Below are 24,708 nucleotides of genomic sequence, written 5' to 3'. Positions count from 1 at the left end.
ACCTTCGATTGAACCGAATGACCCAGGAAAACGATCAGATTCCCGAAAAGAGCAACGGCACCAACGGCAGCAACGGTAACGGTGGCGAGGTCAACGAGCCGCGCGGAGCCGAGGAATACGGCGCCAGCAGCATCAAGATGCTCAAGGGGCTGGAGGCCGTGCGCAAGCGCCCCGGCATGTACATCGGGGATACGAGCGACGGCACCGGCCTGCACCACATGGTGTTCGAGGTGCTCGACAACGCGATCGACGAGGCGCTCGCAGGCTACTGCGACGACATCACGATCACCATCCATCCCGACAATTCGATCAGCGTCGTCGACAACGGGCGCGGGATTCCCACCGCCATCCATCCCGAGGACGAGCTCAGACGCTCGACCGCGGAAGTGGTGATGACCGAGCTCCACGCCGGCGGCAAGTTCGACAGCAACTCGTACAAGATCTCCGGCGGCCTGCACGGCGTCGGCGTCTCCGTCGTCAACGCGCTGTCCGAATGGCTGCGACTGACCATCAGGCGCGACGGCGAAGTGCACTCCATGGAATTCCGCCTGGGCGAAGCCGTGGCCCCGCTGAAAGCGGTCGGCAAGACCGAGCGCCGCGGTACCGAGGTGCATTTCCTCGCGGCGAAGGAGATCTTCAGCAACGTCGAATACCACTACGAGATCCTCGCCAAGCGCATCCGCGAGCTCTCCTTCCTGAACAACGGCGTCAAGATCAAGCTGATCGACCAGCGCAGCGGCAAGGAAGATAACTTCGCGTTCAGCGGCGGCATCAAGGGCTTCGTCGAGTACATGAACCGCTCGAAGAACGTCCTGCATCCGAACATCTTCTACGCCGTCGGCGAGAAAGAGGGCATCACCGTCGAGGTGGCGATGCAGTGGAACGACTCGTACCAGGAATCGGTCCAGTGCTTCACCAACAACATCCCGCAGCGCGACGGCGGCACGCACCTCACGGGCTTGCGCGCGGCGATGACCCGCACGCTCAACCAGTTCATCGAAGCGACCGAGCTGGCCAAGAAAGCCAAAGTCGAGACCACCGGCGACGACATGAAGGAAGGTCTGACCGCCGTGCTGTCGGTGAAGGTGCCCGATCCGAAGTTCTCCTCGCAGACCAAGGACAAGCTCGTCTCCTCGGAAGTGCGGCCGGTCGTCGAGGAGATCGTCGCGCAGAAGCTGGCGGAATTCCTGCTCGAGAAACCCAGCGACGCCAAGACCATCACCAGCAAGATCATCGACGCCGCCCGGGCTCGCGAAGCCGCGCGCAAGGCGCGCGAGCTCACGCGGCGCAAGGGCGTGCTCGATTCGTTCGGCCTGTCGGGCAAGCTCGCGGATTGCCAGGAACGCGATCCCGCGCTGTGCGAGCTCTATATCGTCGAGGGCGATTCGGCGGGCGGGTCGGCCAAACAGGGCCGCGACCGCAAGAACCAGGCGATCCTGCCGCTCAAGGGCAAGATCCTGAACGTCGAGCGCGCGCGTCTCGACAAGCTGCTCTCCTCGCAGGAGATCGCGACCCTGATCAGCGTGCTCGGCACCGGCATCGGCAAGGAAGAGTTCTCGCCCGACAAGCTGCGCTACCACCGTGTCATCATCATGACCGACGCGGACGTCGACGGCTCGCACATCCGCACGCTGCTGCTGACGTTCTTCTATCGCCAGATGCCCGATCTCATCGAGCGCGGCCACATCTACATCGCCCAGCCGCCGCTCTACAAGGTGAAGCACGGCAAGCAGGAGCGCTATCTGAAGGACGAGCACGAGCTGAAGGAGTATCTGCTCAAGCTCGCCCTCGCCGAAGCCGAGCTCTACACCGCCGCGAACGAGACGACGCCGCTCTCGCGCGAAGCGTTCGAGGAGGTGGCGAAGGAATACCTGCTCGCCGAAGCGGTGATCCAGCGAGAAGCGCGCCTCATCGACGAGGAAGTGCTGTATGCGATGCTGAAAGGCTCGCCGGACCTCGATCTGTCCGATCAGGCGCACGCGGAAGAGAGCGCCCGCTCGCTGGCGGCGCTGCTCGGGGACGGTAACCTTGCCGTGGAGCCGAAGTTCGACGAGAAGCTCGAGCGCTACGTGCTCGCGATCAGCCGCACCCAGCACGGCGTGGTCCGCCATGGCTATATCGACGCCGACTTCCTCCAGAGCGGCGATTACGCACAGATCAGGAAGACCGGCCAGGTCATCCACGGCCTGCTCGGCGAAGGCGCGTACGTGAAGCGGGGCGACCAGCTGCACCCGGTCAAGGACTTCCGCGAAGCGATCGAATGGGTGCTCGCCGAAGTGCAGCGCGGCGTATCGACCCAGCGTTACAAGGGGCTGGGCGAGATGAATCCCGAGCAGCTCTGGGAAACGACCATGGATCCCAGCACCCGCCGTCTGCTCAAGACCCAGATCGAGGACGCGATCACCGCCGAGGAGATCTTCGCCACCCTGATGGGTGACCAGGTCGAGCCGCGCAGGAACTTCATCGAGACCAACGCGCTGGGCGCACGCAACATCGACGTCTGAGATCGTAGCGGTCCGCTCGCGCGCCCTGGGCTAAAACGTCAAAAGGGGTTCCCGCCTTCGCGGGAATGACGGCTTGCGAACACCGTCATTCCCGACCGCGCGAAAGCGCGATGTGATCGGGAATCGAATTTTCGCGTCAGGCGGCGTAACGCACCGCGCCGTTCACGTCGCGGTCTTGCGCGCCCGCGCCGCCGGCGCCTTCTTGGCGGTCGTCTTCGTCGCCGTCGCTTTCGGCGCGAACTCGAAGCTCACTTTGCCGTCCGCGCCCTTGACGAGAAAAGCCGAGAACGGCCTGCCCTTCTTCGAGATGAAGCGATGCAGGAGGTCGGTCTTGCCTTCCTTCAGCAGCTTCTTCATCTGCTCCGACTCGATCGGGCGCTGCAGGATGATCTTGCCCGAGCGGAAGTCGCACGCGCGGGACGCGCCGACCGCCTTCTCGCAGATGTAGGCCATGCCGTGGGCGTAGACGTTCGAGCCGCACTTCGGGCACGGCCCCAGCGTTTCCTCGCCCGAGAAGTCGACGGGCTCGGCATCGGCTGAGTCCTGCGGCTGGCCGAAGTCGAACTCGAGCTTGAGCTCGTCGTTGAGCTTGATGATCGCGGCGAAGGGTTTACCCAGGCGGCTGCGGAAACCCTGCAACGGGCCGACCTTGCGTTCGCGGATCAGCTCTTCGATCTCCGCCGGCTCGAACTGCCGGCCCGACAGGATGCGCCACAGCGCGAAATCGCACTTCTGGCACTGGAACTTCTTGTAATTCTCGCGAATCTCGCCGCCGCACTTCGGGCACGGCTCGGTGAGCGTCACGTAGTCGCCGGGCACCGTATCGCTCTCGTGCGCCTTGGCGCGCTCGACGATGTGCCGGGTCATCTCCGCGATGCCCTGCATGAACTTGTCGCGCGAGAGCTTGCCGTGCTCCATCTCCTTGAGCCTGTACTCCCATTCGCCGGTGAGCTCCGGCGACACGAGCTCGGGGATGTCGAGCCCGCGCAGCAGGGTCAGGAGCGAAAACGCTTTCGCCGTGGGCTGCAGCTCGCGCTGGTTGCGCACGACGTACTCTTCGGCGATCAGCTTCTCGATGATCACCGCGCGCGTCGCGGGCGTGCCCAGGCCGCGTTCCTTCATGGCGTCGCGCAGCTCTTCGTCTTCGACGAGCTTGCCCGCGCCTTCCATGGCCGTCAGCAGCGTGGCCTCGGTGAAGCGCGCCGGCGGCTTGGTCTTGTTCGGCACGACGTCGACGCTCTCGGTCCTGGCGATCTCGCCGTCGGTCACCGGTACGAGATTCGCCTCGTCGTCGTCGCCCTGGACTTCCTTGCCGTGAACTTCGAGCCAACCGGCCTGCTTGAGCACCTTGCCTTCGCTCTTGAACGCCTCATTGGCGACGCGCGTGATGCGCGTGGTGATCTGGTACTCGGCGGGCGGATAGAACACCGCCAGAAAGCGCCGCACGACGAGGTCGTAGAGCTTCTGCTCCGCCTCCGACAGATGCTTGGGCGGCAGCGCGGTCGGAATGATCGCGAAGTGGTCCGAGACCTTGGCGTTGTTGAAGATGCGCTTGTTGGGCTTGACCCAGTCGTTCTTCAAAACCTTCGACGCGAACGTCGCATAAGGATGCGCGGCGTTCGCTTTTCCCTTGCTCTCGCCGACGAGCGACTCCATCGTGTCCCTGACGGTGCCGATGTAATCCTCGGGCAGCGCGCGCGAATCGGTCCGGGGATACGTCAGCACCTTGTGCTTTTCGTAGAGCGCCTGCGCGATCGACAGCGTCATGCGCGCGGAGAAGCCGAAGCGGCCGTTGGCCGCGCGCTGCAGGCTCGTCAGATCGAAGAGCTGCGGCGAGAGCTGGGTCGAAGGCTTGCTCTCTTCGCTGATCTCGCCGGGCTGTCCTTCGCATCGGGCGCGAATGTCGTTCGCGCGTTTCTCGTCCCAGATGCGCTCGGCGCGCGCATGCTCGTCGTCTTCGCTTTTTTTCCTGAAGCTCTCGTCGAACCAGCGCCCGTTGTATTCGCCGGCGTCGACCTCGAAGACCGCGTGCACTTCCCAGTAATCGCGCGAGACGAACTGCTTGATCTTCTCCTCGCGCTCGACCAGGATCGCCAGCGTCGGCGTCTGTACGCGGCCGACCGGCGTCTTGTGGAAGCCGCCGCTCTTCGAATTGAACGCGGTCATCGCGCGCGTGCCGTTGATGCCGACCAGCCAGTCGGATTCCGAGCGGCACGTCGCCGCATCGGCGAGCGGCAGCAGCTCGGCATCGGCGCGAAGCTGCTCGAAGCCCGCGCGGATCGCCGCGGGCGTCATCGACTGCAGCCACAGGCGCTGAATCGGTTTGGTCGTTTTCGCGTGGCGCGCGATGTAGCGGAAGATGAGCTCGCCTTCGCGGCCCGCGTCGCACGCGTTCACCAGCCCGTCGATGTCCTTGCGCTTGATGAGCTTGGTCAGGAGCCTCAGGCGCGCCTCGGTTTTCTCGACCGGTTTCAGATCGAAGTGCGGCGGAATGACCGGCAGGTGCGCGAACGACCATTTGCCGCGCTTGACCTCGTACTCGTCGGGCACCACGAGCTCGAGCAGATGGCCGACCGCCGACGAGACGACGTACTCGTCGCTCTCGTAATAGTCGTCGTGCTTCTTGAAACCGCCGAGGGCGCGCGCGATATCGCCGGCCACGGAAGGCTTCTCGGCAATGATCAGTTTCTTTGTCATGCGTGCGTTCAATGAGCGGAAACGTTGATGAAGCGACGATCGAAGACGCGAAAAGCGCGCTGCGCCGCAAAAAGAGCGCCGATGATAAGAACAAACGGCGTCGAAGTGCAAGCGACCGTGTCGCACGTGAAAAGTTTCACGGCGCGAGGCGTTGACGGAGCAACGCACGTACCTTGGCGCCTGTCGGATGGCGCCTTACAGAGCGCGTGGCTCATCGCGCGCGCTAACGAATGCGCTGATAGCGGCCGCCGGGCAGCGCTTCGACGACGCCGTCGATCTCCCACTCGGTGATGCGCGCGGCGATGTCCTGCGCGGGAATGCCGGTGCGGGCGGCAAGCATATCGATATCGCACGCATCGTAACCGAGCGCGTCGAGCAGCGGATCGGTGTCCGCATCCGCCGAAGGGTCGTTGCGGCGTGTGCGTGCGCCGCTCGCCATGCCGAGCTCTTCGAGGATGTCCTGGGCGGTCTCGACGAGCTTCGCGCCCTGCTTGATCAGCGCGTGGCAGCCTTTCGACAGCGGCGAATGGATCGATCCCGGAATCGCGAACACTTCCTTGCCCTGCTCGTTCGCGAGTCGCGCGGTGATGAGCGAGCCGCTCGCCACCGCGGCTTCGACCACGAGGCAGCCGCGCGCCAAGCCGGCGATGATGCGGTTGCGCCGCGGGAAGTTCGCGGGCAGCGGCGGCGTGCCGAGCGGAAATTCGGAGATGAGACAGCCCTGCGATGCGATCGCGTGCGCGAGATCGTGATTGCGCGCGGGGTAAACGGTGTCCAGACCGGTACCCGCGACCGCGACCGTCGACGCCTTGCCCTTGAGGCCGCCGCGATGCGCCGCCGCGTCGATGCCTTGCGCCAGCCCGCTCACGATGGTGAACCCCGCGTCGGCGACCGTATGCGCGAACGACTCGGCATGCTCGGCGCCCTGCCGGGTCGCGTTGCGGCTCCCGACGATCGCGAGCGCGCGGCCGTTCAGGAGATCGACCCGGCCTTTGACGTACAGCACCGGCGGCGGATCGGGCATCTGCAGGAGCGTCTGCGGATACACCGAGTCGGCGTAGGTGAGCAGCCGGTTGAGGGGATCGTCGAGCCATGCGCCGACCGCCTGCATGAGCTCGCGCGGCACCGGCGCGAGCGCGGCGTCCGCGGCCTCCGCGGGGACGACTCTGGCCAGCGCCGCCCGGTTGGCGCGGAGGACTTGCTGCGGGCCGCCGAAAGCGACCAGGAGCTTACGAAAAGCGTCGGCGGAGAGCCCCGGCGCCAGCGCCAGCGTCATCCACGCTTCCAGCTCCTCGTCGAGATCCACGGGGCGTCCGCCCGCAGGCGGCGGCTCAGGGGTTGGCGACGATGTCGGTAACGGCGACGGGCCGGCTGGCCTGCATCACCAGCGCGTAGGAGGCGCGGTCGAAGACGCGGAACACCATGACGAGGCCGTAGCGCTCGGTCGGCAGCTTGAACTCGTCGGCCTTGATCGGCGGCTCGGTCGCGAAGAGCGGGCTGTCGCGGGACGAGCCGGGCGGCGGGACGTAGGGAATGCGCCGGTCGTCGCCGCTCGGGCCGGTCCGGCCGAACAGGGGCTCGGTGCGCTCGTGATAGCGCGCGCTGCGCAGGTCGCGATAGAGCGCGAGAACGTGCCCGACTTCCAGGCCGTCGCGGGCGCCGCGCGAGAGCGTCACGATCGACAAAGGGCCGGTTTCGTACAGCCCGCCGTAGGTCGTGATGATGCGTCCGGACACCTTGTTCTGCGGCGCGTGCGGAACGTAGCCGAACATCGGCTTGTCCGGCGGCAGCGGCAGCAAGCGGTCACCGCGGTAGACCTCCTGGACCGCTTTGGTGAGCTCGACCGTGGTGACCTCGCCGGGGCGCACGATCTCCGCCTCCCCGAGATAGAGCGCGATGTAGCCCAGAAACTCTTTGGTGTCCGGATCGACCAGGGGATCGCCGCGGCGGAAGATCTGCCAGCGCGTGCCGGGCTTGCCGGTGATCCCGCGGACGTAGGCGACGTTGCCCGCCCCGAGGATGACGCGGTCTTCCTGGGTGGCGACGATCTCGGGCGCGGCTTTGAGCTCGTTCTCGGACACGACGAGCGGCTTGGACAGGAACGGCTCGATCGCCGACGGCGGGATCGCGTGGATCGCGTCGGCATCGCGCGGCTCGATGCGGGCCCGGGGGCCGACCCGGGAGGTGTCGAGCCGCATGGTGACCTGGGTGCCGCTGCGGTCGAGCACCAGCACGTCGCCGGGGTAGATGCGATGCGGGTTACGGAGCTGGCTCTGGTTCATCCGCCACAGCTCCGGCCAGCGCCACGGGTCCTTCAGGAAGCGGGTGGCGATGCCCCAGAGCGTGTCCCCGGGCACGACGGTATAGCGGTCGGGCGCGTTCGGCTGAAGATCGGCGGTCGTCGTCGCGGCAAACGTGCCGACCGCCAAAGTCAGCAGAAAAATCAGCGATATAATTGCTTTTCTCATTGCGCACCCCAATATGAACCACGCGCGTCTGGCGCCCCACGCACGAGCTCATGGGGGGCGGGCCGCAATCTGACGTAGTGGTTTAAATTCTGCATTTAGCTGCTTACAGTAGCAAGTTTTTCTATGGCTTTGTTGCCGATTTTGCACTATCCCGATCCGCGCCTGCACAAGGTGGCCGCGCCGGTGCGCGCGGTCGACGAGCGGATCCGGAAATTGGTGAACGATATGGCCGAGACGATGTACGCCGCGCCGGGTATCGGTCTCGCCGCCACCCAGGTCGACGTTCACGAGCGGGTGCTCGTCATCGACATCTCGGACGACCACCGCGATCTGCGGGTCTTCATCAACCCGGAGATCCAGGAGGCGAGCGGGCAAGCCGAGAACGAGGAAGGCTGCCTGTCGGTTCCCGGCGTCTACGACCGCGTGACCCGCGCCGAGCGCGTGAAAGTGCGGGCGCTCGGCGCCGACGGCGAGCCGTTCACGATCGAGGCCGAGGGTCTCCTGGCTGTATGTATACAGCACGAGATCGATCATCTCGACGGCAAGGTCTTCGTCGATTATCTGTCGCGGCTCAAGCAGCAGCGCATCGCCGCGAAGATGAAGAAACAGCAGCGCGCCGCGATGTAGCCCATGAGACTCGTGTTCGCCGGCACGCCCGAGTTCGCGGCGGCGGCGCTCCGCGCCCTCGCCCAAGCCGGCCACGAGATCGCGCTCGTGCTGACCCAGCCCGACCGGCCTTCCGGCCGCGGCCTGCAGACCGTGCCCTCGGCGGTCAAACAAGTCGCCGGCGAGCTCGGGCTGCCGGTGCGCCAGCCGCTCACCCTCAAGGACGAAACGATCCAGGCCGAGCTGCGAGCCCTGGACGCCGACGCGATGATCGTCGCGGCGTACGGGCTCATCGTGCCGCAGGTCGTGCTCGACATCCCGCAGCGCGGCTGCATCAATATCCACGCATCGCTCCTGCCGCGCTGGCGCGGCGCCGCGCCGATCCAGCGCGCGATCCTCGCCGGTGACGAAAAGACCGGGATCAGCATCATGCAGATGGACGCCGGCCTCGACACCGGGCCCGTGCTCCTCGAGGAGGCGGTGAGCATCGCGCCCGACGACACCGCGCAGACGCTGCACGACCGGCTGAAGGATCTGGGCGCTCGCCTCGTCGTGCGCGCGCTCGAAGAGACGCGCGTGCCGCAAGCGCAGGATGCCTCGCGCGCGACCTACGCCGCGAAGCTCGACAAGAAGGAAGCGGCGATCGACTGGAGCGAGTCGGCGGCGGCGATCGATCGCAAGGTGCGCGCGTTCAACCCGGTGCCCGGCGCGGTGACCGCGTATGCGGGGACCCCGCTCAAGATCTGGCGCGCCGAGCCCGCGGGTCGCGTGGCGGCCGGGACCGCCGGGACGGTCGTCTCGGCGGATAAGGACGGCGTGCTCGTCGCGTGCGGCGACGGCGAGGGCTTACGCCTCACTACGCTGCAGCGCGCCGGCGGCAAACGCCTGCCCGCTGCGGCCTTCCTCGCGGGCACCCCGATCGCCCGCGGCGAACGGCTCGGCGACTGATGCTCGACGTCCAGCGCGTGGGCGCACGGCTCGTCGGCCGCGTGCTCGCCGGGCGCAGCCTCGATGCGGAGCTCCGTGCGGCGCTCTCCGAAGTGGCCGCGGATTCGCGCGGCGCGCTGCAGGACGTCGCCTACGGCACGCTGCGCTTTCTCGGTCAGATCGACGCGATCGTCGATGCGCTGGTGGCCAGGCCGCTGAAGGACGCGGCGGTGCGCAATCTGCTGCGCGTCGCGCTCTACCAGCTCGCGCACACCCGCGCTGCGCCGTACGCGATCGTCGATCACGCGGTGCGCGCGTGCGAGACGGTGAAGCCCGCGGCGAAAGGCCTGGTCAACGCGGTGCTGCGCAATTTCCTGCGCGAGCGCGACGCGCTGCTCGCGCAGGCCGCCGCATCCGACGCCGGGCGCTATTCGTATCCGCAATGGTGGATAGAAAAGTTGCGCGATCAATATCCCGAACGGTTCGATGCGATGCTGCTCGCGGGCAACGCGCATCCCCCGCTCACGCTGCGCGTGAACGTCCGGCGGGTGAGCGTGCACGAGTACCTGGCGCGGCTCGAAGCCGCAGGCCTGAAGGCGACCGAGCTGGGCGGCGCCGCGGTGATGCTCGACAAGCCGGTACCCGTGGAGAAGCTGCCGGGCTTCGCCGACGGCGACGCATCGGTGCAGGACGCCGCCGCGCAGTACGCCGCGCTCGCGCTTGAAGCGCCGTCGGGCTCGCGCGTGCTCGATGCGTGCGCGGCGCCCGGCGGCAAGACCGCGGCGGTGCTCGAGACGAGCGAGGTCGAGCTCGACGCGGTCGACAACGACGAAGCGCGCCTCGCGCGCGTGCGGGACAACCTCGTGCGTCTGAATCTCGATGCGAATGTCATCTGCGGCGACGCCGCCGCGCCGGCGGCGTGGTGGGACGGCAAGCCGTACGACCGCATACTCGCCGACGTGCCGTGCTCGGCGTCGGGCGTGGTGCGCCGCCATCCCGACGTCAAATGGCTGCGACGGCCCGACGACATCGCGCGTTTCGCCGAGAGGCAGTCCGGCATCCTGGACGCGCTTTGGCAGCTCCTCGCCATCGATGGTAAATTGCTGTATGCGACGTGCTCTGTCTTTCGCGACGAAAATCACGCGCAGATAGAACGTTTCCTTGCATGCCACCGCGACGCGCGGCGCGTCACGCTTCCGGCGCCGGCTACCAACGCACAAACCATCGCGGGGCAGATCCTTCCGGACGAACGGCATGACGGCTTCTTCTACGCGTTGCTGCAGAAGACTTGACGTGCGCAGCGCGCTGAGCTGGCTGTTGGCCGCCTGGCTCGCGCTCACCGCGCTGGCGGGCTTCGGGCAGGGCATCGAGATCCGCAAGCCGACCGTGACGGTCGAGGACGGCGCGATCCAGATCGATGCGCAGTTCGACATCCAGCTCACGCCCACCCTCGAGGACGCGCTCAACAAGGGCGTGCCGCTCTATTTCGCGCTCGATTTCGAGCTTATCCGGCCGCGCTGGTACTGGTTCAACGACCGGGTCCTAGCGCTGCACCAGCAGTATCGGCTTTCGTTCAACGCGCTGACGCGGCAATATCGTCTCGGCGTCGGCAACCTGTACCAGAACTATGCGACGGTCGGCGAGGCGCTGGAGGTGATGAGCCGGTTCAGGCGGCGGGTGGAGGTGGATCCCGGCGCGGTGCGCCGCGACGCGCAGTACATCGCCGCGCTGCGCCTGAGGCTCGATACCTCGCAGCTCCCGAAACCTTTCCAGGTGAGCGCGCTCGGGTCGAGTCAGTGGCAGGTGAGCTCGGACTGGTATCGCTGGACGGTGGGACCATGAGACGAACGGGCGAACGCGCGATCCATGTGACGGCCGTGAAAGCGCCGGGATGGCTGCGCTACGTGCTCGTCGGCTGCATGGCGCTCGCGGCAGTGACCTTGTTCCTGCTCGCGACCGCCGCGGCCAACACCGCGCTCTTCGCCGAGCGCTATCCGCTGCTGCTCGCGCTGAACGGCGGCATCGCGCTCGTGCTCGTGGCGCTGGTGAGCTATCAGCTCTACATCCTGCGGCGCAAGCTCCGCGCGCGGGTGTTCGGCTCCAAGCTCACGCTGCGGCTGGTCGTCCTGTTCGCGCTGATCGGGATCGTGCCCGGCGCGCTCATCTACGCGGTTTCGGTGCAGTTCCTCGGCAAGAGCATCGAGTCGTGGTTCGAGGTGCGCATCGACAAGGCGCTCGAAGCGGGCCTCAACATCGGCCGCGCGGCGCTCGACGGCATGCTCAAGGATCTGAGCAAGAAAGCCGACGTGATCGCGACCTCGCTGTCGGTGAAGCCGACCGCGGAGCACGTCGCGCTGCTCAACTCGCTGCGCCAGCAGGTCGGCGTGCAGGAAGTGACGCTGTATACCCAGCGCGGCAAGCTCATCGGATTCGCCGGCAGCGAGATCACGGGCATCGCACCCGATCCGCCGAGCCCGGCGGCGATGCGCAAGCTCAGGCTGCAGCAGACGTATGCCGCGATCGAGCACATCCCCGAGCGCGGCCTGTACTTGCGCGTGGTCGCGCCGGTGAACGTCGCATCGCTCACCGAAGAGGCGCGCGCGGTGCAGCTCCTGCAGCCGGTGCCGCAGGAGCTCGGCCGCGACGCCGAGACCGTGCAGTCGGGCTACAGCGAGTACCAGGAGCTGCAGCTCTCGCGGCGCGGCTTGAAGCGCCTGTACGGGATTACGCTCACGCTCGCGCTGCTGCTCGCGCTCCTGTCCGCGATCGGCGCATCGTTCCTGCTGTCCGACCGGCTGTCCGCGCCGCTCAACGTGCTCGTCGAAGGCACGCGCGCGGTCGCCCAGGGCGACTTCAGCCAGCGAGCCGCCGATCCGTCGCGCGACGAGCTCGGCATGCTGACGCGATCGTTCAACAGCATGACGCTCCAGCTCGCCGAAGCGCGCGCCGAGGCGCAGCGCAAGGAGGCCGAGCTCGCGCATGCCAAGGCGCACCTGGAGAGCATCCTCGTCAACCTGTCGGCGGGCGTGCTCGCCTTCGACGACGATCTGAAGCTGCGCTCCGCCAACCGCAGCGCGCACCAGATCCTCCAGCTCGACTGCTCGCCGCTCATCGACCGCGAGCTCGGCGCATGGGACGCGCTCGACCCGTCGCTCGCACCGCTGTCCCAGCTGCTCCGCACGGCATTTGCCAGCGACGAGCGCGGGGAATGGGAGCATCAGATCGAGCGCGAAGCGAGGGACGGAACGCAGGTGCTGCTGCTGCGCGGCGCGCGGCTGTCGGCGGGCGCGGAAGGCGGGCACGTCGTCGTGTTCGACGACGTCACGCATCTTCTGCAGGCGCAGCGCGACGCGGCGTGGGCCGAGGTCGCACGCCGCCTTGCCCACGAGATCAAGAACCCGCTCACGCCGATCCAGCTTTCCGCCGAGCGCGTCGAGCTCAAGCTCGCGCCCAAGCTCTCCTCCACCGACGCCGACATGCTGACGCGCTCCACCCGTACCATCGTCAACCAGGTCGCGGCGCTCAAGCGCATGGTGGACGCGTTCAGCCAGTACGCGAGAACGCCCGAGCCCGCGATGCGCGAGCTCGACCTCAACGCGCTCGTGCGCGAAGTGCTCACGCTCTACGAATCGCTGGGCTCGCGCGTGTCGCTCGAGCTCGATCCGCAGCTGCCGCCGATCTACGGCGACGCGTCGCAGCTCCGGCAGGTCGTGCACAACCTGATGCAGAACGCGCAGGACGCGGTCAAGGAGATCCCCGAGCCGCGCATCGTCATCACGACCTCCGCGCTCGACGCACGCGTGCGCTTTTCGGTCGCCGACAACGGCGCCGGTTTTCCCGAGAACCTCATGAAGCGCGCCTTCGAGCCTTATGTAACCACCAAGCCCAAGGGCACCGGTCTCGGCCTCGTGATCGTCAAGAAGATCGTCGAGGAGCACGGCGGCGACGTCGCGGTCGGCAACATCCCGCCCTCGGGCGCGCGCGTCACGATCAACCTTCCGACCGCGGCGGCGCGGCTTGCCGCCGTGCAGTCGGCGGCGTGAGACTGTAGCGAACAGGAAGGAAGCGGGCATGCAACAAATCCTGGTCGTCGACGATGAGATGGGCATCCGCGAGCTCCTCTCGGAAATCCTCTCCGAGGAGGGCTTCGACGTACGCCTCGCCGAGAACGCGGGCGAAGCGCGGGCGTACCGCAGCCGCGCCCGTCCCGATCTCGTGCTCCTCGACATCTGGATGCCCGACACCGACGGGATCACGCTGCTGAAGGAATGGGCGAGCGCCGGTCTGCTGACGATGCCGGTGGTGATGATGTCGGGTCACGGCACGATAGACACCGCGGTGCAGGCCACGCGCATCGGCGCGTTCGATTTCCTCGAGAAACCCATCGCGCTGCAGAAGCTGCTCTCGACCGTCGGCCGTGCGTTGAAGCACGGCGCGGCCGAGCCGCAGGCGAGCCTGTCGCTCGCCGCGCTCGGCCGCTCGCCGCTGATCAACGAGCTCAAGACCAGGCTCGAGCGCATCGCCAACCTGCGCACGCCGGTGCTGCTCGTCGCCGAGCCGGGCTGCGGCGTTGAGCTCTGCGCACGCTCGCTGCACGCGCGGAACACCCCGTGGGTGTCGGTCGAATCGACGGCGAAGCTGGCAGACGCGCCGCTCGACCTGCTCGCGTCGGCGCGCGAAGGCACGCTGTTCTTCCACGACGTCGCGGAGCTCTCGCGCATCGAGCAGCGCGGGCTCCTGCTCCTCGTCTCCAAGCTCGACCGCTACAACGCCCGCGTGATCGCCGGCGCCACGCGCCAGCTCGCAGAGCTCGTCGCCTCCGGCGCGTTCGATTCGCGGCTGTATGCGGCGCTGTCCGCGACCAGCATCCGCGTGCCGTCGCTCCGCGAGCACCGCGAGGACGTGCCCGACATCGCCAATCTCGTGCTGTCGCAGATGATCGAGGCGAAGGAAGTGCCTCCGCGCGAGTTCTCGATCGCCGCGCTCAACGCGCTGCGCCATTACGACTGGCCGGGCAACCTCACCCAGCTCCAGACGACCGTGCAGACCCTCGCCCAGACCGCACTGGGCGACGAGATCACGCTCGACGACGTCGAGCGCGTCCTGCCGCAGGCCGACCCCGCGCGCACCCGCTCGCAGGATCTGCCCTTCGACCTGCCCCTGCGCGACGCCCGGGACGCCTTCGAGCGCGTCTATTTCGAGTACCACATCGCCAAGGAAGGCGGGAACATCAGCCGCGTGGCGGACACGGTGGGGCTGGAGCGGACGCACCTTTATCGCAAGCTCAAGCAGTTGGGGATCAGGGTGACGAGGAAGATGGAAGAAAGCTAGCGGGCGCTGCGCTTTCCGCGCCGGTGAACGCCTCGGAGGGAAACCCAGGTTTCCCTCCGAGACCTCCTTTCCTGCCGGCGGCTGTCCGCGGAGTTAGCGGGTTGTATAATCACTGTTTTCCCCGCTCTACCCCCGCCCTACCCATGACCTCCCGCCTCGAACTCGCGAACGCGATCCGCGCGCTCGCCATGGACGCCGTGCAGCAGGCGAACTCCGGCCATCCCGGCATGCCGATGGGCATGGCGGATATCGCCGAAGTGCTCTGGAACGGCCACCTGCGCCACAACCCCGCCAACCCGAAGTGGCCGAATCGCGATCGTTTCGTGGTCTCCAACGGCCACGGATCGATGCTGCTCTACTCGCTGCTGCACCTGTCGGGCTATCAGCTTCCGATGGAGGAGCTCAGGAAGTTCCGCCAGCTGCACTCGATGACGCCCGGCCATCCCGAGTACGGCTACGCGCCGGGGGTCGAGACGACCACCGGCCCGCTCGGCCAGGGGCTCGCCAACGCGGTGGGCATGGCGATCGCCGAGCGCGCGCTCGCGGCGGAGTTCAACACCGCCGAGCACGCGATCGTCGATCACCACACCTACGTATTTCTCGGCGACGGCTGCCTGATGGAAGGCATCTCGCACGAGGCGTGCTCGCTCGCGGGCACGCTGGGCTTGGGCAAGCTGATCGGCTTCTGGGACGACAACGGGATCTCGATCGATTCCGAAAAAGGCCGGATGAAGCAGTGGTTCACCGACGACACGCCGAAGCGCTTCGAGGCGTACGGCTGGCACGTGATCGCCGGCGTCGACGGCCACGATCCCGAGGCGATCGACGCCGCGATCCGCAAAGCGAAGGCCGAGCGCTCGCGCCCGACGCTGATCTGCTGCAAGACCACGATCGGCAAAGGCTCGCCGAAAAAAGCGAACACCGGCGCGGCGCACGGCGCGCCGCTCGGCGTCGACGAAGTCGCCGCGACCCGCGAAGCGCTGGCCTGGCAGTATCCGGCGTTCGAGATTCCCGAGCGCATCTACGGCGGCTGGGACGCGCGCGAGCGCGGCGCGCGCTACGAGCAGGACTGGAACGAAAAGCTGCGGGCGTATGGAGCCGCGCAGCCCGAGCGCGCCGCCGAGCTCGAGCGCCGCCTCAAAGGCGAGCTGCCGGCGAGCTGGGCCGAGCAGCGCGCGAGCCTGATGGCCCAAGTCGTGGAGAAGGGCGAGACGATCGCGACGCGCAAAGCGTCGCAGAACGCGATCGAAGCGCTCGGGCCGGTGCTGCCGGAAATGGTCGGCGGCTCCGCCGATCTCGCGGCGTCGAACCTCACTCTATGGTCGGGCAGCAAAGGCATCGGCCGCGACGGCGGCGGCAACTACATCTACTACGGCGTGCGCGAGTTCGGCATGGCCGCGATCGCGAACGGGCTCGCCCTGCACGGCGGCATCATCCCGTTCGACGCGACCTTCCTGACGTTCTCCGATTACGCGCGCAACGCGCTGCGCATGGCCGCGCTCATGAAGCAGCGCGTGATCCACGTCTTCACCCACGATTCGATCGGTCTCGGCGAGGACGGCCCGACGCACCAGCCGATCGAGCACGCGGCGACCCTGCGCCTCATCCCGAACATGGACGTCTGGCGCCCCTGCGACAGCGTCGAGACCCTGGCGGCGTGGCTCGCCGCGGTCGAGCGCAAGGACGGTCCGACGAGCCTGCTGCTGTCGCGCCAGAACCTCGCGTTCCAGAGCCGCACCGCGGAACAGCAGTCGGACATCGCGCGCGGCGCCTACGTGCTCGCGGAGGCCGCGGGCACGGCGCGTGCGGTCATCGTGGCGACCGGCTCGGAAGTGCAGCTTGCGCTGGACGCGCAGAAAGCGCTCGCCGCGGAAGACATCCACGTGCGGGTCGTCTCGATGCCGTCGACCTCGGTGTTCGACCGCCAGGACGCGGCGTATCGCGACGCGGTGCTGCCGCGAGGGCTGCCGCGCGTCGCGGTGGAAGCGGGCGTCACCGATTACTGGCGCAAGTACGTGGGGCTCGACGGCGCGGTCGTCGGCATCGACCGCTACGGCGAATCGGCGCCGGCGGCGGACGTTTTCGAGTACTTCGGCTTCACCGCGGACAACGTGGTGAAGACCGTGAAGCAGGTCCTGGAATAGTTTTCACGGAGAGATTTATGACCATCAAAGTCGCCATCAACGGCTACGGCCGCATCGGCCGCAACATCCTTCGCGCACTCTACGAGAGCGGCAAGAAGCACGACATCCAGATCGTCGCGATCAACGACCTCGGCAACGCGCAGACCAACGCGCACCTCACGCGCCACGACACCGTGCACGGCAAGTTCAACGGCACGGTGCAGGTCGACGGCGATTCGATGGTCGTCAACGGCGACCGCATCAAGGTGCTCGCGCAGCGCAATCCCGCCGAGCTGCCGTGGGGCTCGCTGGGCGTGGACGTGGTGTTCGAGTGCACCGGCCTCTTCACGACCAAGGAGAAGGCGGGCGCGCACCTCAAGGGCGGCGCCAAGAAAGTGATCATCTCGGCGCCCGGCGGCAAGGACGTCGACGCGACGATCGTCTACGGCGTCAACCACAAGACGCTCAAGGCGGGCGACACCGTGATCTCGAACGCCTCGTGCACGACGAACTGCCTCGCGCCGCTGGCGAAGGCGCTGCACGACAAGATCGGCATCGTGCAGGGCCTGATGACCACGGTGCACTCGTACACCAACGACCAGGTGCTGACCGACGTCTATCACGAGGACCTGCGCCGCGCCCGCGCCGCCGCGCTCAACATGATCCCGACCAAGACCGGCGCCGCCGCCGCGGTCGGCCTGGTGCTGCCGGAGCTCAACGGCAAGCTCGACGGCTTCGCGGTGCGCGTGCCCACGCCCAACGTCTCGCTGGTCGACCTCACCTTCACCGCCGGCCGCGCGACGACGGTCGAGGAAGTGAACAAGGTGCTGAAGGCCGCCTCGGAAGGCGAGCTCAAAGGCATCCTCGAGTACACCGAAGAGCCCATCGTCTCGAGCGACCTCAACCACAACCCGGCGTCGTCCATCGTGGACGCAAGCCTCACCAAGGTCTCCAACGGCGTGCTGGTCAAGGCGCTGTCGTGGTACGACAACGAGTGGGGATTCAGCAATCGCATGCTGGATACCACGGTGGCGCTGATGAGCGCCAAGTGATTTGAAGGCGTGAACGGGTGAACGGGTAGGTCTCGCGAGACCCTGCATCTGCGCAGCGATCGACGAAAAGCGGGCTTCGGCCCGCTTTTCGCTTATGGGGCGCTGCACCACAGCCCGTTTCGCTTTTGTCACGTCTCTGCGATACCCTCTCCGTTTTTACCCGTTCACCCGTTCACGCAGTACTTCAGCTTCGAGCCGCCGCACTATGCCTATCCTGAAAATGTCCGACCTGGATCTCTCCAACAAGAGAGTGCTCATCCGGGAGGATTTCAACGTCCCGTTGAAAGACGGAAATATCGCCGATGACACCCGCATCCGCGCCGCGCTTCCCGGCATCAGGCTCGCGCTGGAGAAGAACGCGGCGCTCATGCTGACCTCGCACCTCGGCCGCCCGAAAGAAGGCGTGTTCGAGGAATCCGAATCGCTCGCGCCGGTTGCGGTGCATCTCTCGAAGCTGCTCGGCAAGGAGGTAGCGCTGAAGCGCGACTGGCTCGACGGCGTCGACGTGAAACCCGGTGAGGTCGTGCTGCTCGAGAACTGCCGCTTCAACAAGGGCGAGAAGAAGAACGACGAAGCGCTGTCGAAGAAGATGGCCGCGCTCTGCGACATCTATGTCAACGACGCCTTCGGCACCGCGCATCGCGCCGAGGCGACGACGCACGGCATCGCGCGCTTCGCCAAGGTCGCGTGCGCCGGACCGCTGATGGCCGCGGAGATCGACGCGTTGTCGCGCGCACTGGAGAAGCCGGCGCGGCCGCTGGTCGCGATCGTCGGCGGCTCGAAGGTGTCGACCAAGCTCACGATCCTCGCGTCGCTCGCCGACAAGGTCGACCAGCTCATCGTCGGCGGCGGCATCGCCAACACGTTCCTGCTCGCTGCCGGCGGCAAGATCGGCAAGTCGCTCGCCGAGCCCGAGCTTGTCGACGAAACGAAGAAGATCGCCGACGTGCTGAAGGCCAAAGGCGGCTCGGTGCCGGTTCCGAGCGACGTCGTCACCGCGAAGGAATTCGCGGAAAGCGCGAAAGCGGAAACCAAGAGCGCCTCGCAAGTCGCCGACGACGACCTCATCCTCGACATCGGTCCCGAGACCGCCGAAGCGCTCGCGCAGTCGTTGAAGCAAGCCGGAACGATCGTCTGGAACGGTCCGGTCGGCGTATTCGAGTTCGACCAGTTCGCCAACGGCACGAAGCGCATCGCCGAAGCGATCGTCGAGTCCCCGGCCTTCTCCATCGCGGGAGGAGGCGACACCCTTGCGGCCGTCGCGAAGTACAGGATTGCGGACCGCATCTCCTACATCTCGACGGGCGGCGGCGCTTTCCTCGAGTTCCTCGAGGGTAAGAAGCTTCCCGCCATCGAAATTCTCGAACAAAGGGCCGCCTCATGAATCAGCGCCGCACGAAGATCGTCGCCACCCTCGGACCTGCGTCGAGCGACGCCAAGACGCTCTCGCGCATGATCGAAGCCGGTCTCGACGTCGTGCGCATGAACTTCTCGCACGGCACCGCGGCCGAGCACAAGAAGCGCGTCGAGCTGGTGCGCAGCCTCGCGCGCAAGGCCGGCCGCGCGGTGGGCGTGCTCGTCGACCTGCAGGGCCCGAAGATCCGCATCGGCAAGTTCAGCGACGGCAGCATCAACCTCGTCGGCGGCGAGAGCTTCGTGCTCGACGCCGAGCGCACGATGGGCGACATCGGCGGCGTCGGCCTCGATTACAAGAACCTGCCGAAGGATGTGCGCAAGGGCGATACGCTGCTGCTCGACGACGGCCGCATCGTGCTCGGCGTGTCGGGCGTGCGCGGCTCTCGCATCAGCACGGTGGTCGAGCAGGGCGGCGTGCTCTCGAACAACAAAGGCATCAACCGCCTCGGCGGCGGCCTCACCGCGCCCGCGCTCACCGAGAAGGACATGCGCGACATCGAGACCGCGGCCGAGCTCAAGGCCGATTTCCTCGGCGTGTCGTTTCCGCGCTCGGGCGAAGACATCCGCTGGGCGCGCCAGCTCATGATCAAGGCCGGCGGCAACAGCCTCATCGTCGCCAAGATCGAGCGCGCGGAAGCGATCACCGCGCTCGACGAGATCCTCGATGCGACCGACGCGATCATGGTCGCGAGGGGCGACCTCGCGGTCGAGGTCGGCGATGCCGTCATCCCGGCATTACAAAAACGCATGATCCGCCTCGCACGAGAGAAGAACCGCCCGGTGATCACCGCGACGCAGATGATGGAGTCGATGATCACCAGCCCGATCCCGACCCGCGCCGAAGTGTCGGACGTCGCGAACGCGGTCCTCGACGGCACCGATGCGGTGATGCTCTCCGCCGAGACCGCCACGGGCAAGTATCCCGCCGAGACCGTCGCGGCGATGGCGCGGGTATGCGTCGAAGCGGAGAAGGAGGACCTCATCGCGGTCGAGCGGCGCCGCGAGCTGCCGCCCTCGGAGGTCGAGGAGGCGATCGCGCGCGCGACGATCTTCACCTCCAACAATCTCAACATCAAGGCCATCGCCGCGATGACGCAGAGCGGCAAGACCGCGCTCCTCATGTCGCGCTTCGCCAGCGCCGTGCCGGTGTACGCCATGAGCTCGGTGATCGAGACCCGCCGCAAGGTGACGCTCTTCCGCGGCGTCTATCCGGTCAAGTTCAAGGGCGCGCGCGATCCGGAGAAGGCGCTGGCCATGGCGGAAGACGAGCTCCTGAAGCGCGGTGCGGTGCAGCGCGGCGACTACATGGTGCTCACGATCGGCGAGCCCTACGGCAAGGCCGGCGGCACCAACACCATGAAGATCGTCAAAGTCGGCGAGCACCGCCATGCTTAGGTACGCGTTTTGCGCCCCGTGGCCGCCCCGCGAGGGGCGGCGCTAGAATACCAGCCCGGCGTCAGCCCCCACCTTAGTCAGCCCCCGCAGGAGAACCCCATGGCATCAGAAAAAGACCTCATCGCAACCGCACAGGCGATGGTCGCTTCCGGCAAAGGCATCCTCGCCGCCGACGAGAGCACCGGCACTATCGAGAAGCGCTTCAACAGCATCAAGGTCGAGAACGTCGAGGAGAACCGCCGCGCCTATCGCGACATGCTGTTCACCACCAAGGACCTCGGCAAGTACATCAGCGGCGTGATCCTGTTCGACGAGACGATCCGCCAGAAGTCGGCCGACGGCACGCCCTTCGTCGAGCTGCTCCAGAAGCAGGGCGTCCTGCCCGGCATCAAGGTCGACGCGGGCGCCAAGCCGCTGCCGTTCTGCCCCGGCGAGACGATCACCGAAGGCCTCGACGGCCTGCCCAAGCGCTGCGCCGAGTACGTGAAGATGGGCGCCAAGTTCGCGAAGTGGCGCGCGGTCATCACCATCGGCAAGGACATCCCGAGCAACACCTGCATCGTCGAGAACGCGCACGCGCTCGCGCGCTACGCCGCGATCTGCCAGGAAGCGGGCCTGGTGCCGATCGTCGAGCCCGAAGTGCTGATGGACGGCGAGCACGACATCGACCGCTGCGAGGCGGTCACCGAGTGGACGCTGAACGAGGTGTACGACGCGCTGTACGTGAACAAGGTGCTCCTCGAAGGCTCGGTGCTCAAGCCCTCGATGGTGATCTCGGGCAATAAGTGCAAGTCGCAGGCGGGCATCGACGAAGTCGCCGAGCGTACGATCAAGCTCCTCAAGCGCACCGTGCCCGGCGCCGTCGCCGGCATCGTGTTCCTGTCGGGCGGCCAGAGCGACGAGGTCGCCACCGCACACCTGAACGCGATGAACCGCGACTTCGCGGGCAAGCTGCCGTGGCCGGTGTCGTTCTCCTATGGCCGCGCGCTGCAGGCGCCGTCGCTCAAGGCGTGGAAAGGCGCCGCGGCGAACGTCGCCGCCGGCCAGGCCGCGCTGCTCCACCGCTCGCGCATGAACAGCCTCGCGTGCGCCGGCAAGTACTCCGACGCGGACGAGAAGCAGGCGAAGGCGGCATAAGGCGTGGTGCGTTATCACGCACCCTACGAAAACCGCCAGGTATCACCGTAGGATGCGCGCAAGCGCACCGCAAAACGAAGGGCGCCGAAGGGCGCCCTTTTTTGCTACAGTCGACGGGCACCCCATCATGTCCATCCCCGTCACCCTCCTCACCGGCTTCCTGGGCAGCGGCAAGACCACGCTGCTCAATCGCCTGCTGCGCGCGCCCGAGCTCGGCGACGCGGCGGTGATCATCAACGAGTTCGGCGAAGTCGGCATCGATCACCTGCTCGTCGCCACACCGGCGGAGAACATGGTGCTGCTCGACACCGGCTGCCTGTGCTGCACGGTGCGCGGCGATCTCGTCCAGACCCTCACCGATCTTTACGCCAGGCGCGCGAGCGGCGACGTGCCGCCGTTCGCGCATCTCCTGATCGAAACGACGGGGCTTGCCGATCCGGTGCCGGTGCTGCAGACCATCGTCGCCGAGGAGAGCCTGCGCACGGTGTATCGCCTGCACGCAGTCGTGACGCTCGTCGATGCGCTCCACGGTGAGGGGCAGCTCGACGCGCACGACGAATCGGTGAAGCAGGCGGCGGTCGCCGATGCGCTGATCGTCACCAAGACCGACCTCGCCGCGTCCGAGGCGGTGCGCTCGCTGCGCACCAAGCTCGGCGCGCTCAACCCGACCGCCGACGTGCACGAAGCGGTGCGCGGCGAGATCGATCCGGCGCTCCTGCTGCGCGGCGCCGACGCGGCTGCGCAGCGCTGGCTGCGCGCGCCGAAGCACGACGACGAACATCACTCTCACGATACGCACGTGCGCTCGTACTCCTTCGTCCACGAGCGTCCGATCCGCGGCGCCGGACTGATGCTCTGGCTCGACATGCTGGCGGGGCTCAAAGGCGCGAACCTGCTGCGCGTCAAAGGGTTGCTCAACGTCGACGGGGAGCCGGTCGTGGTGCAGGCGGTGCAGACGGTCGTGCACGAGCCGGTCGTGCTCGACGCATGGCCCGATGAAGAGCGCCGCTCGAGGCTCGTCTTCATTGTGAAAGACATGGACCGGGAAGACATAGAGCGCACGTTCGAAGCTTTCGACTACGCGCCGCAGCGAATGACAAAAACGATCGATCCGGCGGCGTACGCGCAGTTCGTCGCCGCGATGCAGGGCTTCAAGCCCATGGAGGAGTCCCGTGAAGTCGCAGGAGTTCCTGAACGAGGCCGATAGAGGCCCTGTCACCATCGTCCGCGGCGCGTCTCTCATCGACGGCAACGGCGGCGAGCCCCTGAAAAACGCGGTCGTCGTCGTCCAGGGCCGTCACATCAAGGCCGTCGGCAGCCGCGACGACCCGGCGTTCGCGAGCGCGATTCCGCAGGACGCCGAGGTGCTCGACGCCGAAGGCTGCACCCTCATGCCGGGGATGATGGATCTGCACATCCACACCGCGATGTTCAACTGCATGACGTTCCACAACCACCGCGTCGCGCAGTTCGAGATCATGCCGCACCTGCAGCAGATGTATGCGCTGTTCCACGCGCAGAACTGCTTCGACATGGGCTTCACCACGCTGCGCGACCTCGGCATGAACGGTCCGCGCGGGCTGCTCGTCGACGAGATGTGCGCGGTGCGCGACTCGATCAACGCCGGCATCCTCGAAGGGCCGCGCATGCTGATCGGGGCGTTCACCACGATGACCGGCTCGCATCTCGACCTCATACAGCCGCGCGCCATGGTCCGCTTCGGGTTCAACACCGCCGACGGCCCGTGGGAGCTGCGCAAGCTCGCGCGCAAGAACCTCCTCGCGGGCGCCGACGTCATCAAGACCTGCGCGTCGGGCGGCGGCGGCACCGACAAGGAAGAGCCGGACATCCGCAACATGACGCAGGAAGAGCTCGACGCGATCGTCGACGAGGCCCATGCCCTGCACAAGATCACCGCGGTGCACTGCTTCACCACGCAGGCGCAGCGCATGGCCCTGAAAGCCGGCACCGACACCATCGAGCACATGGTGTTCAGCGACGACGAGACGATTCAGCTGATCAAGGAAGCCGGCGTGCCGGTGACGCCGACGCTCTCGCACCGCACCGATCACGCGATCCAGCTCCGGCGCGAAGTCGGCACCGCGGAATTCGTGCTGAAGAAGATGAAGTATCTCCAGCCCTTCTGCTTTGAAACGTTCCAGAAGATGTACAAGGCCGGCATCAAGATCGCGATGGGCACCGACATGGGCTTCGAGCCGCACATGGGCACCAACGCCGCGGAGCTCGAGATCTACGTGAAGCTCGGCATGAAGCCGATGCACGCGATCCAGACTGCGACGAAGAACGCCGCGGAAGCGATCAAGCTCGGACAAGAGCTCGGCACGATCGAAGCGGGCAAGCTCGCCGATCTCATCGCGGTCAAGGGCGATCCCGTCGCCGACATCGCGTGCCTGCAGCAGAAGTCGAACATCCAGCTCGTCATGAAGGAAGGCCGCGTCTACGCCGACCGCCGCGCGGGCAAGAGCCGCAACGTGGTGAACGTGAAGCAGGGCGACTGGAAGATCGTCGATTACCTGTAACTCCCTCCGTTCCCTCCCCCTCGGGGGAAGGGTCAGGGTGGGGGTGGGCTTTAACGGAGGAGCGATGACGACGAAAACCGAAGGCGCAGTCAAGGGCGGCGAAGACACCTACCAGTACGATTTTGCGAACGTGAAGAAGGTGGCGGCGGGCACGGGTTACTCGAGCGCGCACGGCGGCGTGGTCGAAGGCGAGCGGATGCTCGTCGGCTACATCCACAAGCCGCGCGGCACCGGCTCGCGCATGCACAGCCATCCCAACGAGCAGTTCAACCTCGTCGTGAAAGGACGCCTGCAGGGCGAGGTGAACGGCAAACCGATCGACGCGCCGGCGGGGACGCTGATCTACATCCCGGCGAACGCGCCGCACCGGCTGGTCTCGACGCCGGACGAAGACGTCATCTTCGTCGCGATCAAGGATCTCTCGCACGGCATCATCGGCAAGGCCGTCGACGGCACGATGGACGGTCCGGCCTATCTCGAAGGCTTCGGACCGAAGTAAGACAACCACAACG

General features: G+C 66.8%; 17 protein-coding genes and 2 pseudogenes. 16 read left to right on the top strand and 3 right to left on the bottom strand.

Going from position 1 to position 24,708, the window contains the following annotated elements; translation table 11 throughout:
• Positions 1–17 precede the first annotated feature (17 nt).
• Entirely contained in the window at positions 18–2,504 is a 2,487-nt protein-coding gene (gene gyrB, locus VHP37_08460) for a DNA topoisomerase (ATP-hydrolyzing) subunit B (protein HEX2826362.1), read from the top strand.
• A gap of 162 nt (positions 2,505–2,666) precedes the next feature.
• Here gyrB and VHP37_08455 read toward each other — a convergent pair whose 3' ends face one another.
• From VHP37_08455 to VHP37_08445, 3 genes are all read right to left on the bottom strand, one after another.
• Positions 2,667–5,201, bottom strand: a complete 2,535-nt coding sequence (locus tag VHP37_08455) for a DNA topoisomerase III (GenBank protein HEX2826361.1) — start codon at positions 5,199–5,201, stop codon at positions 2,667–2,669.
• A 223-nt stretch (positions 5,202–5,424) separates the two neighbouring features.
• Positions 5,425–6,507, bottom strand: coding sequence for a DNA-processing protein DprA (dprA, locus tag VHP37_08450; GenBank protein HEX2826360.1), 1,083 nt, complete (start codon positions 6,505–6,507; stop codon positions 5,425–5,427).
• Positions 6,508–6,532: 25 nt separating this feature from the next.
• The gene (locus tag VHP37_08445) at positions 6,533–7,669 is read right to left on the bottom strand and encodes a LysM domain-containing protein (protein HEX2826359.1); all 1,137 of its coding nucleotides are present in this window, start codon (positions 7,667–7,669) and stop codon (positions 6,533–6,535) included.
• 123 nt (positions 7,670–7,792) lie between these two features.
• Here VHP37_08445 and def point away from each other — a divergent pair, with 123 nt between their 5' ends.
• The 15 genes and pseudogenes from def to VHP37_08370 all read left to right on the top strand — a co-directional run bounded on the left by def (position 7,793) and on the right by VHP37_08370 (position 24,695).
• A complete protein-coding gene (gene def, locus VHP37_08440; GenBank protein HEX2826358.1) occupies positions 7,793–8,296 on the top strand; it encodes a peptide deformylase in 504 nt (167 codons plus the stop codon).
• A 3-nt stretch (positions 8,297–8,299) separates the two neighbouring features.
• Positions 8,300–9,223, top strand: a complete 924-nt coding sequence (fmt, locus tag VHP37_08435) for a methionyl-tRNA formyltransferase (protein HEX2826357.1) — start codon at positions 8,300–8,302, stop codon at positions 9,221–9,223.
• Positions 9,223–10,494 carry a 16S rRNA (cytosine(967)-C(5))-methyltransferase RsmB gene (gene rsmB, locus VHP37_08430; GenBank protein ID HEX2826356.1) on the top strand — a complete coding sequence of 424 codons (1,272 nt, stop codon included), beginning with the start codon at positions 9,223–9,225 and terminating at the stop codon, positions 10,492–10,494. Before fmt ends, rsmB begins: the two co-directional genes overlap by 1 nt.
• Position 10,495: 1 nt before the next feature.
• Positions 10,496–11,044 carry a DUF4390 domain-containing protein gene (locus VHP37_08425; protein ID HEX2826355.1) on the top strand — a complete coding sequence of 183 codons (549 nt, stop codon included), beginning with the start codon at positions 10,496–10,498 and terminating at the stop codon, positions 11,042–11,044.
• Positions 11,041–13,245, top strand: coding sequence for an ATP-binding protein (locus VHP37_08420; GenBank protein HEX2826354.1), 2,205 nt, complete (start codon positions 11,041–11,043; stop codon positions 13,243–13,245). The genes VHP37_08425 and VHP37_08420 overlap by 4 nt, the downstream gene beginning before the upstream one ends.
• A gap of 28 nt (positions 13,246–13,273) precedes the next feature.
• Positions 13,274–14,026: pseudogene (locus VHP37_08415) on the top strand (response regulator).
• 324 nt (positions 14,027–14,350) lie between these two features.
• Positions 14,351–14,533 (top strand): annotated as a pseudogene (locus VHP37_08410) (helix-turn-helix domain-containing protein).
• Positions 14,534–14,676: 143 nt separating this feature from the next.
• Positions 14,677–16,677, top strand: a complete 2,001-nt coding sequence (tkt, locus tag VHP37_08405) for a transketolase (GenBank protein ID HEX2826353.1) — start codon at positions 14,677–14,679, stop codon at positions 16,675–16,677.
• Between the two features lie 17 nt (positions 16,678–16,694).
• Positions 16,695–17,708 carry a type I glyceraldehyde-3-phosphate dehydrogenase gene (gene gap / locus VHP37_08400; protein ID HEX2826352.1) on the top strand — a complete coding sequence of 338 codons (1,014 nt, stop codon included), beginning with the start codon at positions 16,695–16,697 and terminating at the stop codon, positions 17,706–17,708.
• A 205-nt stretch (positions 17,709–17,913) separates the two neighbouring features.
• Positions 17,914–19,092 (top strand): phosphoglycerate kinase, encoded by a 1,179-nt coding sequence (locus VHP37_08395; GenBank protein ID HEX2826351.1) that lies wholly within the window; start codon positions 17,914–17,916, stop codon positions 19,090–19,092.
• A complete protein-coding gene (pyk, locus tag VHP37_08390) occupies positions 19,089–20,519 on the top strand; it encodes a pyruvate kinase (GenBank protein HEX2826350.1) in 1,431 nt (476 codons plus the stop codon). The genes VHP37_08395 and pyk overlap by 4 nt, the downstream gene beginning before the upstream one ends.
• A 99-nt stretch (positions 20,520–20,618) precedes the next feature.
• Complete coding sequence (locus VHP37_08385) at positions 20,619–21,656, top strand: class I fructose-bisphosphate aldolase (GenBank protein HEX2826349.1); 1,038 nt, start codon at positions 20,619–20,621, stop codon at positions 21,654–21,656.
• 127 nt (positions 21,657–21,783) lie between these two features.
• Positions 21,784–22,863: a GTP-binding protein gene (locus VHP37_08380; protein ID HEX2826348.1), complete on the top strand. Its 1,080-nt coding sequence runs from the start codon at positions 21,784–21,786 to the stop codon at positions 22,861–22,863.
• Positions 22,829–24,196, top strand: coding sequence for an amidohydrolase family protein (locus tag VHP37_08375; GenBank protein ID HEX2826347.1), 1,368 nt, complete (start codon positions 22,829–22,831; stop codon positions 24,194–24,196). Before VHP37_08380 ends, VHP37_08375 begins: the two co-directional genes overlap by 35 nt.
• Before the next feature lie 64 nt (positions 24,197–24,260).
• Positions 24,261–24,695 carry a cupin domain-containing protein gene (locus VHP37_08370; GenBank protein ID HEX2826346.1) on the top strand — a complete coding sequence of 145 codons (435 nt, stop codon included), beginning with the start codon at positions 24,261–24,263 and terminating at the stop codon, positions 24,693–24,695.
• Positions 24,696–24,708: the final 13 nt, after the last annotated feature.

It is taken from the genome of Burkholderiales bacterium (assembly GCA_036262035.1).
In the GTDB taxonomy this organism is placed as follows: Bacteria; Pseudomonadota; Gammaproteobacteria; order Burkholderiales; family SG8-41; genus JAQGMV01.
The sequence above is the reverse complement of the archived record's forward strand: the minus strand, read 5'-3'. Positions and strand labels throughout refer to the sequence as shown.

Coding starts and splice junctions, on each gene's coding strand:
- VHP37_08420 (HEX2826354.1), top strand. CDS start 11,041: ATGAGACGAACGGGCGAACGCGCGATCCATGTGACGGCCGTGAAAGCG.
- pyk (HEX2826350.1), top strand. CDS start 19,089: ATGAATCAGCGCCGCACGAAGATCGTCGCCACCCTCGGACCTGCGTCG.
- VHP37_08385 (HEX2826349.1), top strand. CDS start 20,619: ATGGCATCAGAAAAAGACCTCATCGCAACCGCACAGGCGATGGTCGCT.
- VHP37_08370 (HEX2826346.1), top strand. CDS start 24,261: ATGACGACGAAAACCGAAGGCGCAGTCAAGGGCGGCGAAGACACCTAC.
- tkt (HEX2826353.1), top strand. CDS start 14,677: ATGACCTCCCGCCTCGAACTCGCGAACGCGATCCGCGCGCTCGCCATG.
- VHP37_08395 (HEX2826351.1), top strand. CDS start 17,914: ATGCCTATCCTGAAAATGTCCGACCTGGATCTCTCCAACAAGAGAGTG.
- gyrB (HEX2826362.1), top strand. CDS start 18: ATGACCCAGGAAAACGATCAGATTCCCGAAAAGAGCAACGGCACCAAC.
- gap (HEX2826352.1), top strand. CDS start 16,695: ATGACCATCAAAGTCGCCATCAACGGCTACGGCCGCATCGGCCGCAAC.
- VHP37_08455 (HEX2826361.1), bottom strand. CDS start 5,201: ATGACAAAGAAACTGATCATTGCCGAGAAGCCTTCCGTGGCCGGCGAT.
- VHP37_08380 (HEX2826348.1), top strand. CDS start 21,784: ATGTCCATCCCCGTCACCCTCCTCACCGGCTTCCTGGGCAGCGGCAAG.
- fmt (HEX2826357.1), top strand. CDS start 8,300: ATGAGACTCGTGTTCGCCGGCACGCCCGAGTTCGCGGCGGCGGCGCTC.
- rsmB (HEX2826356.1), top strand. CDS start 9,223: ATGCTCGACGTCCAGCGCGTGGGCGCACGGCTCGTCGGCCGCGTGCTC.
- VHP37_08445 (HEX2826359.1), bottom strand. CDS start 7,669: ATGAGAAAAGCAATTATATCGCTGATTTTTCTGCTGACTTTGGCGGTC.
- def (HEX2826358.1), top strand. CDS start 7,793: ATGGCTTTGTTGCCGATTTTGCACTATCCCGATCCGCGCCTGCACAAG.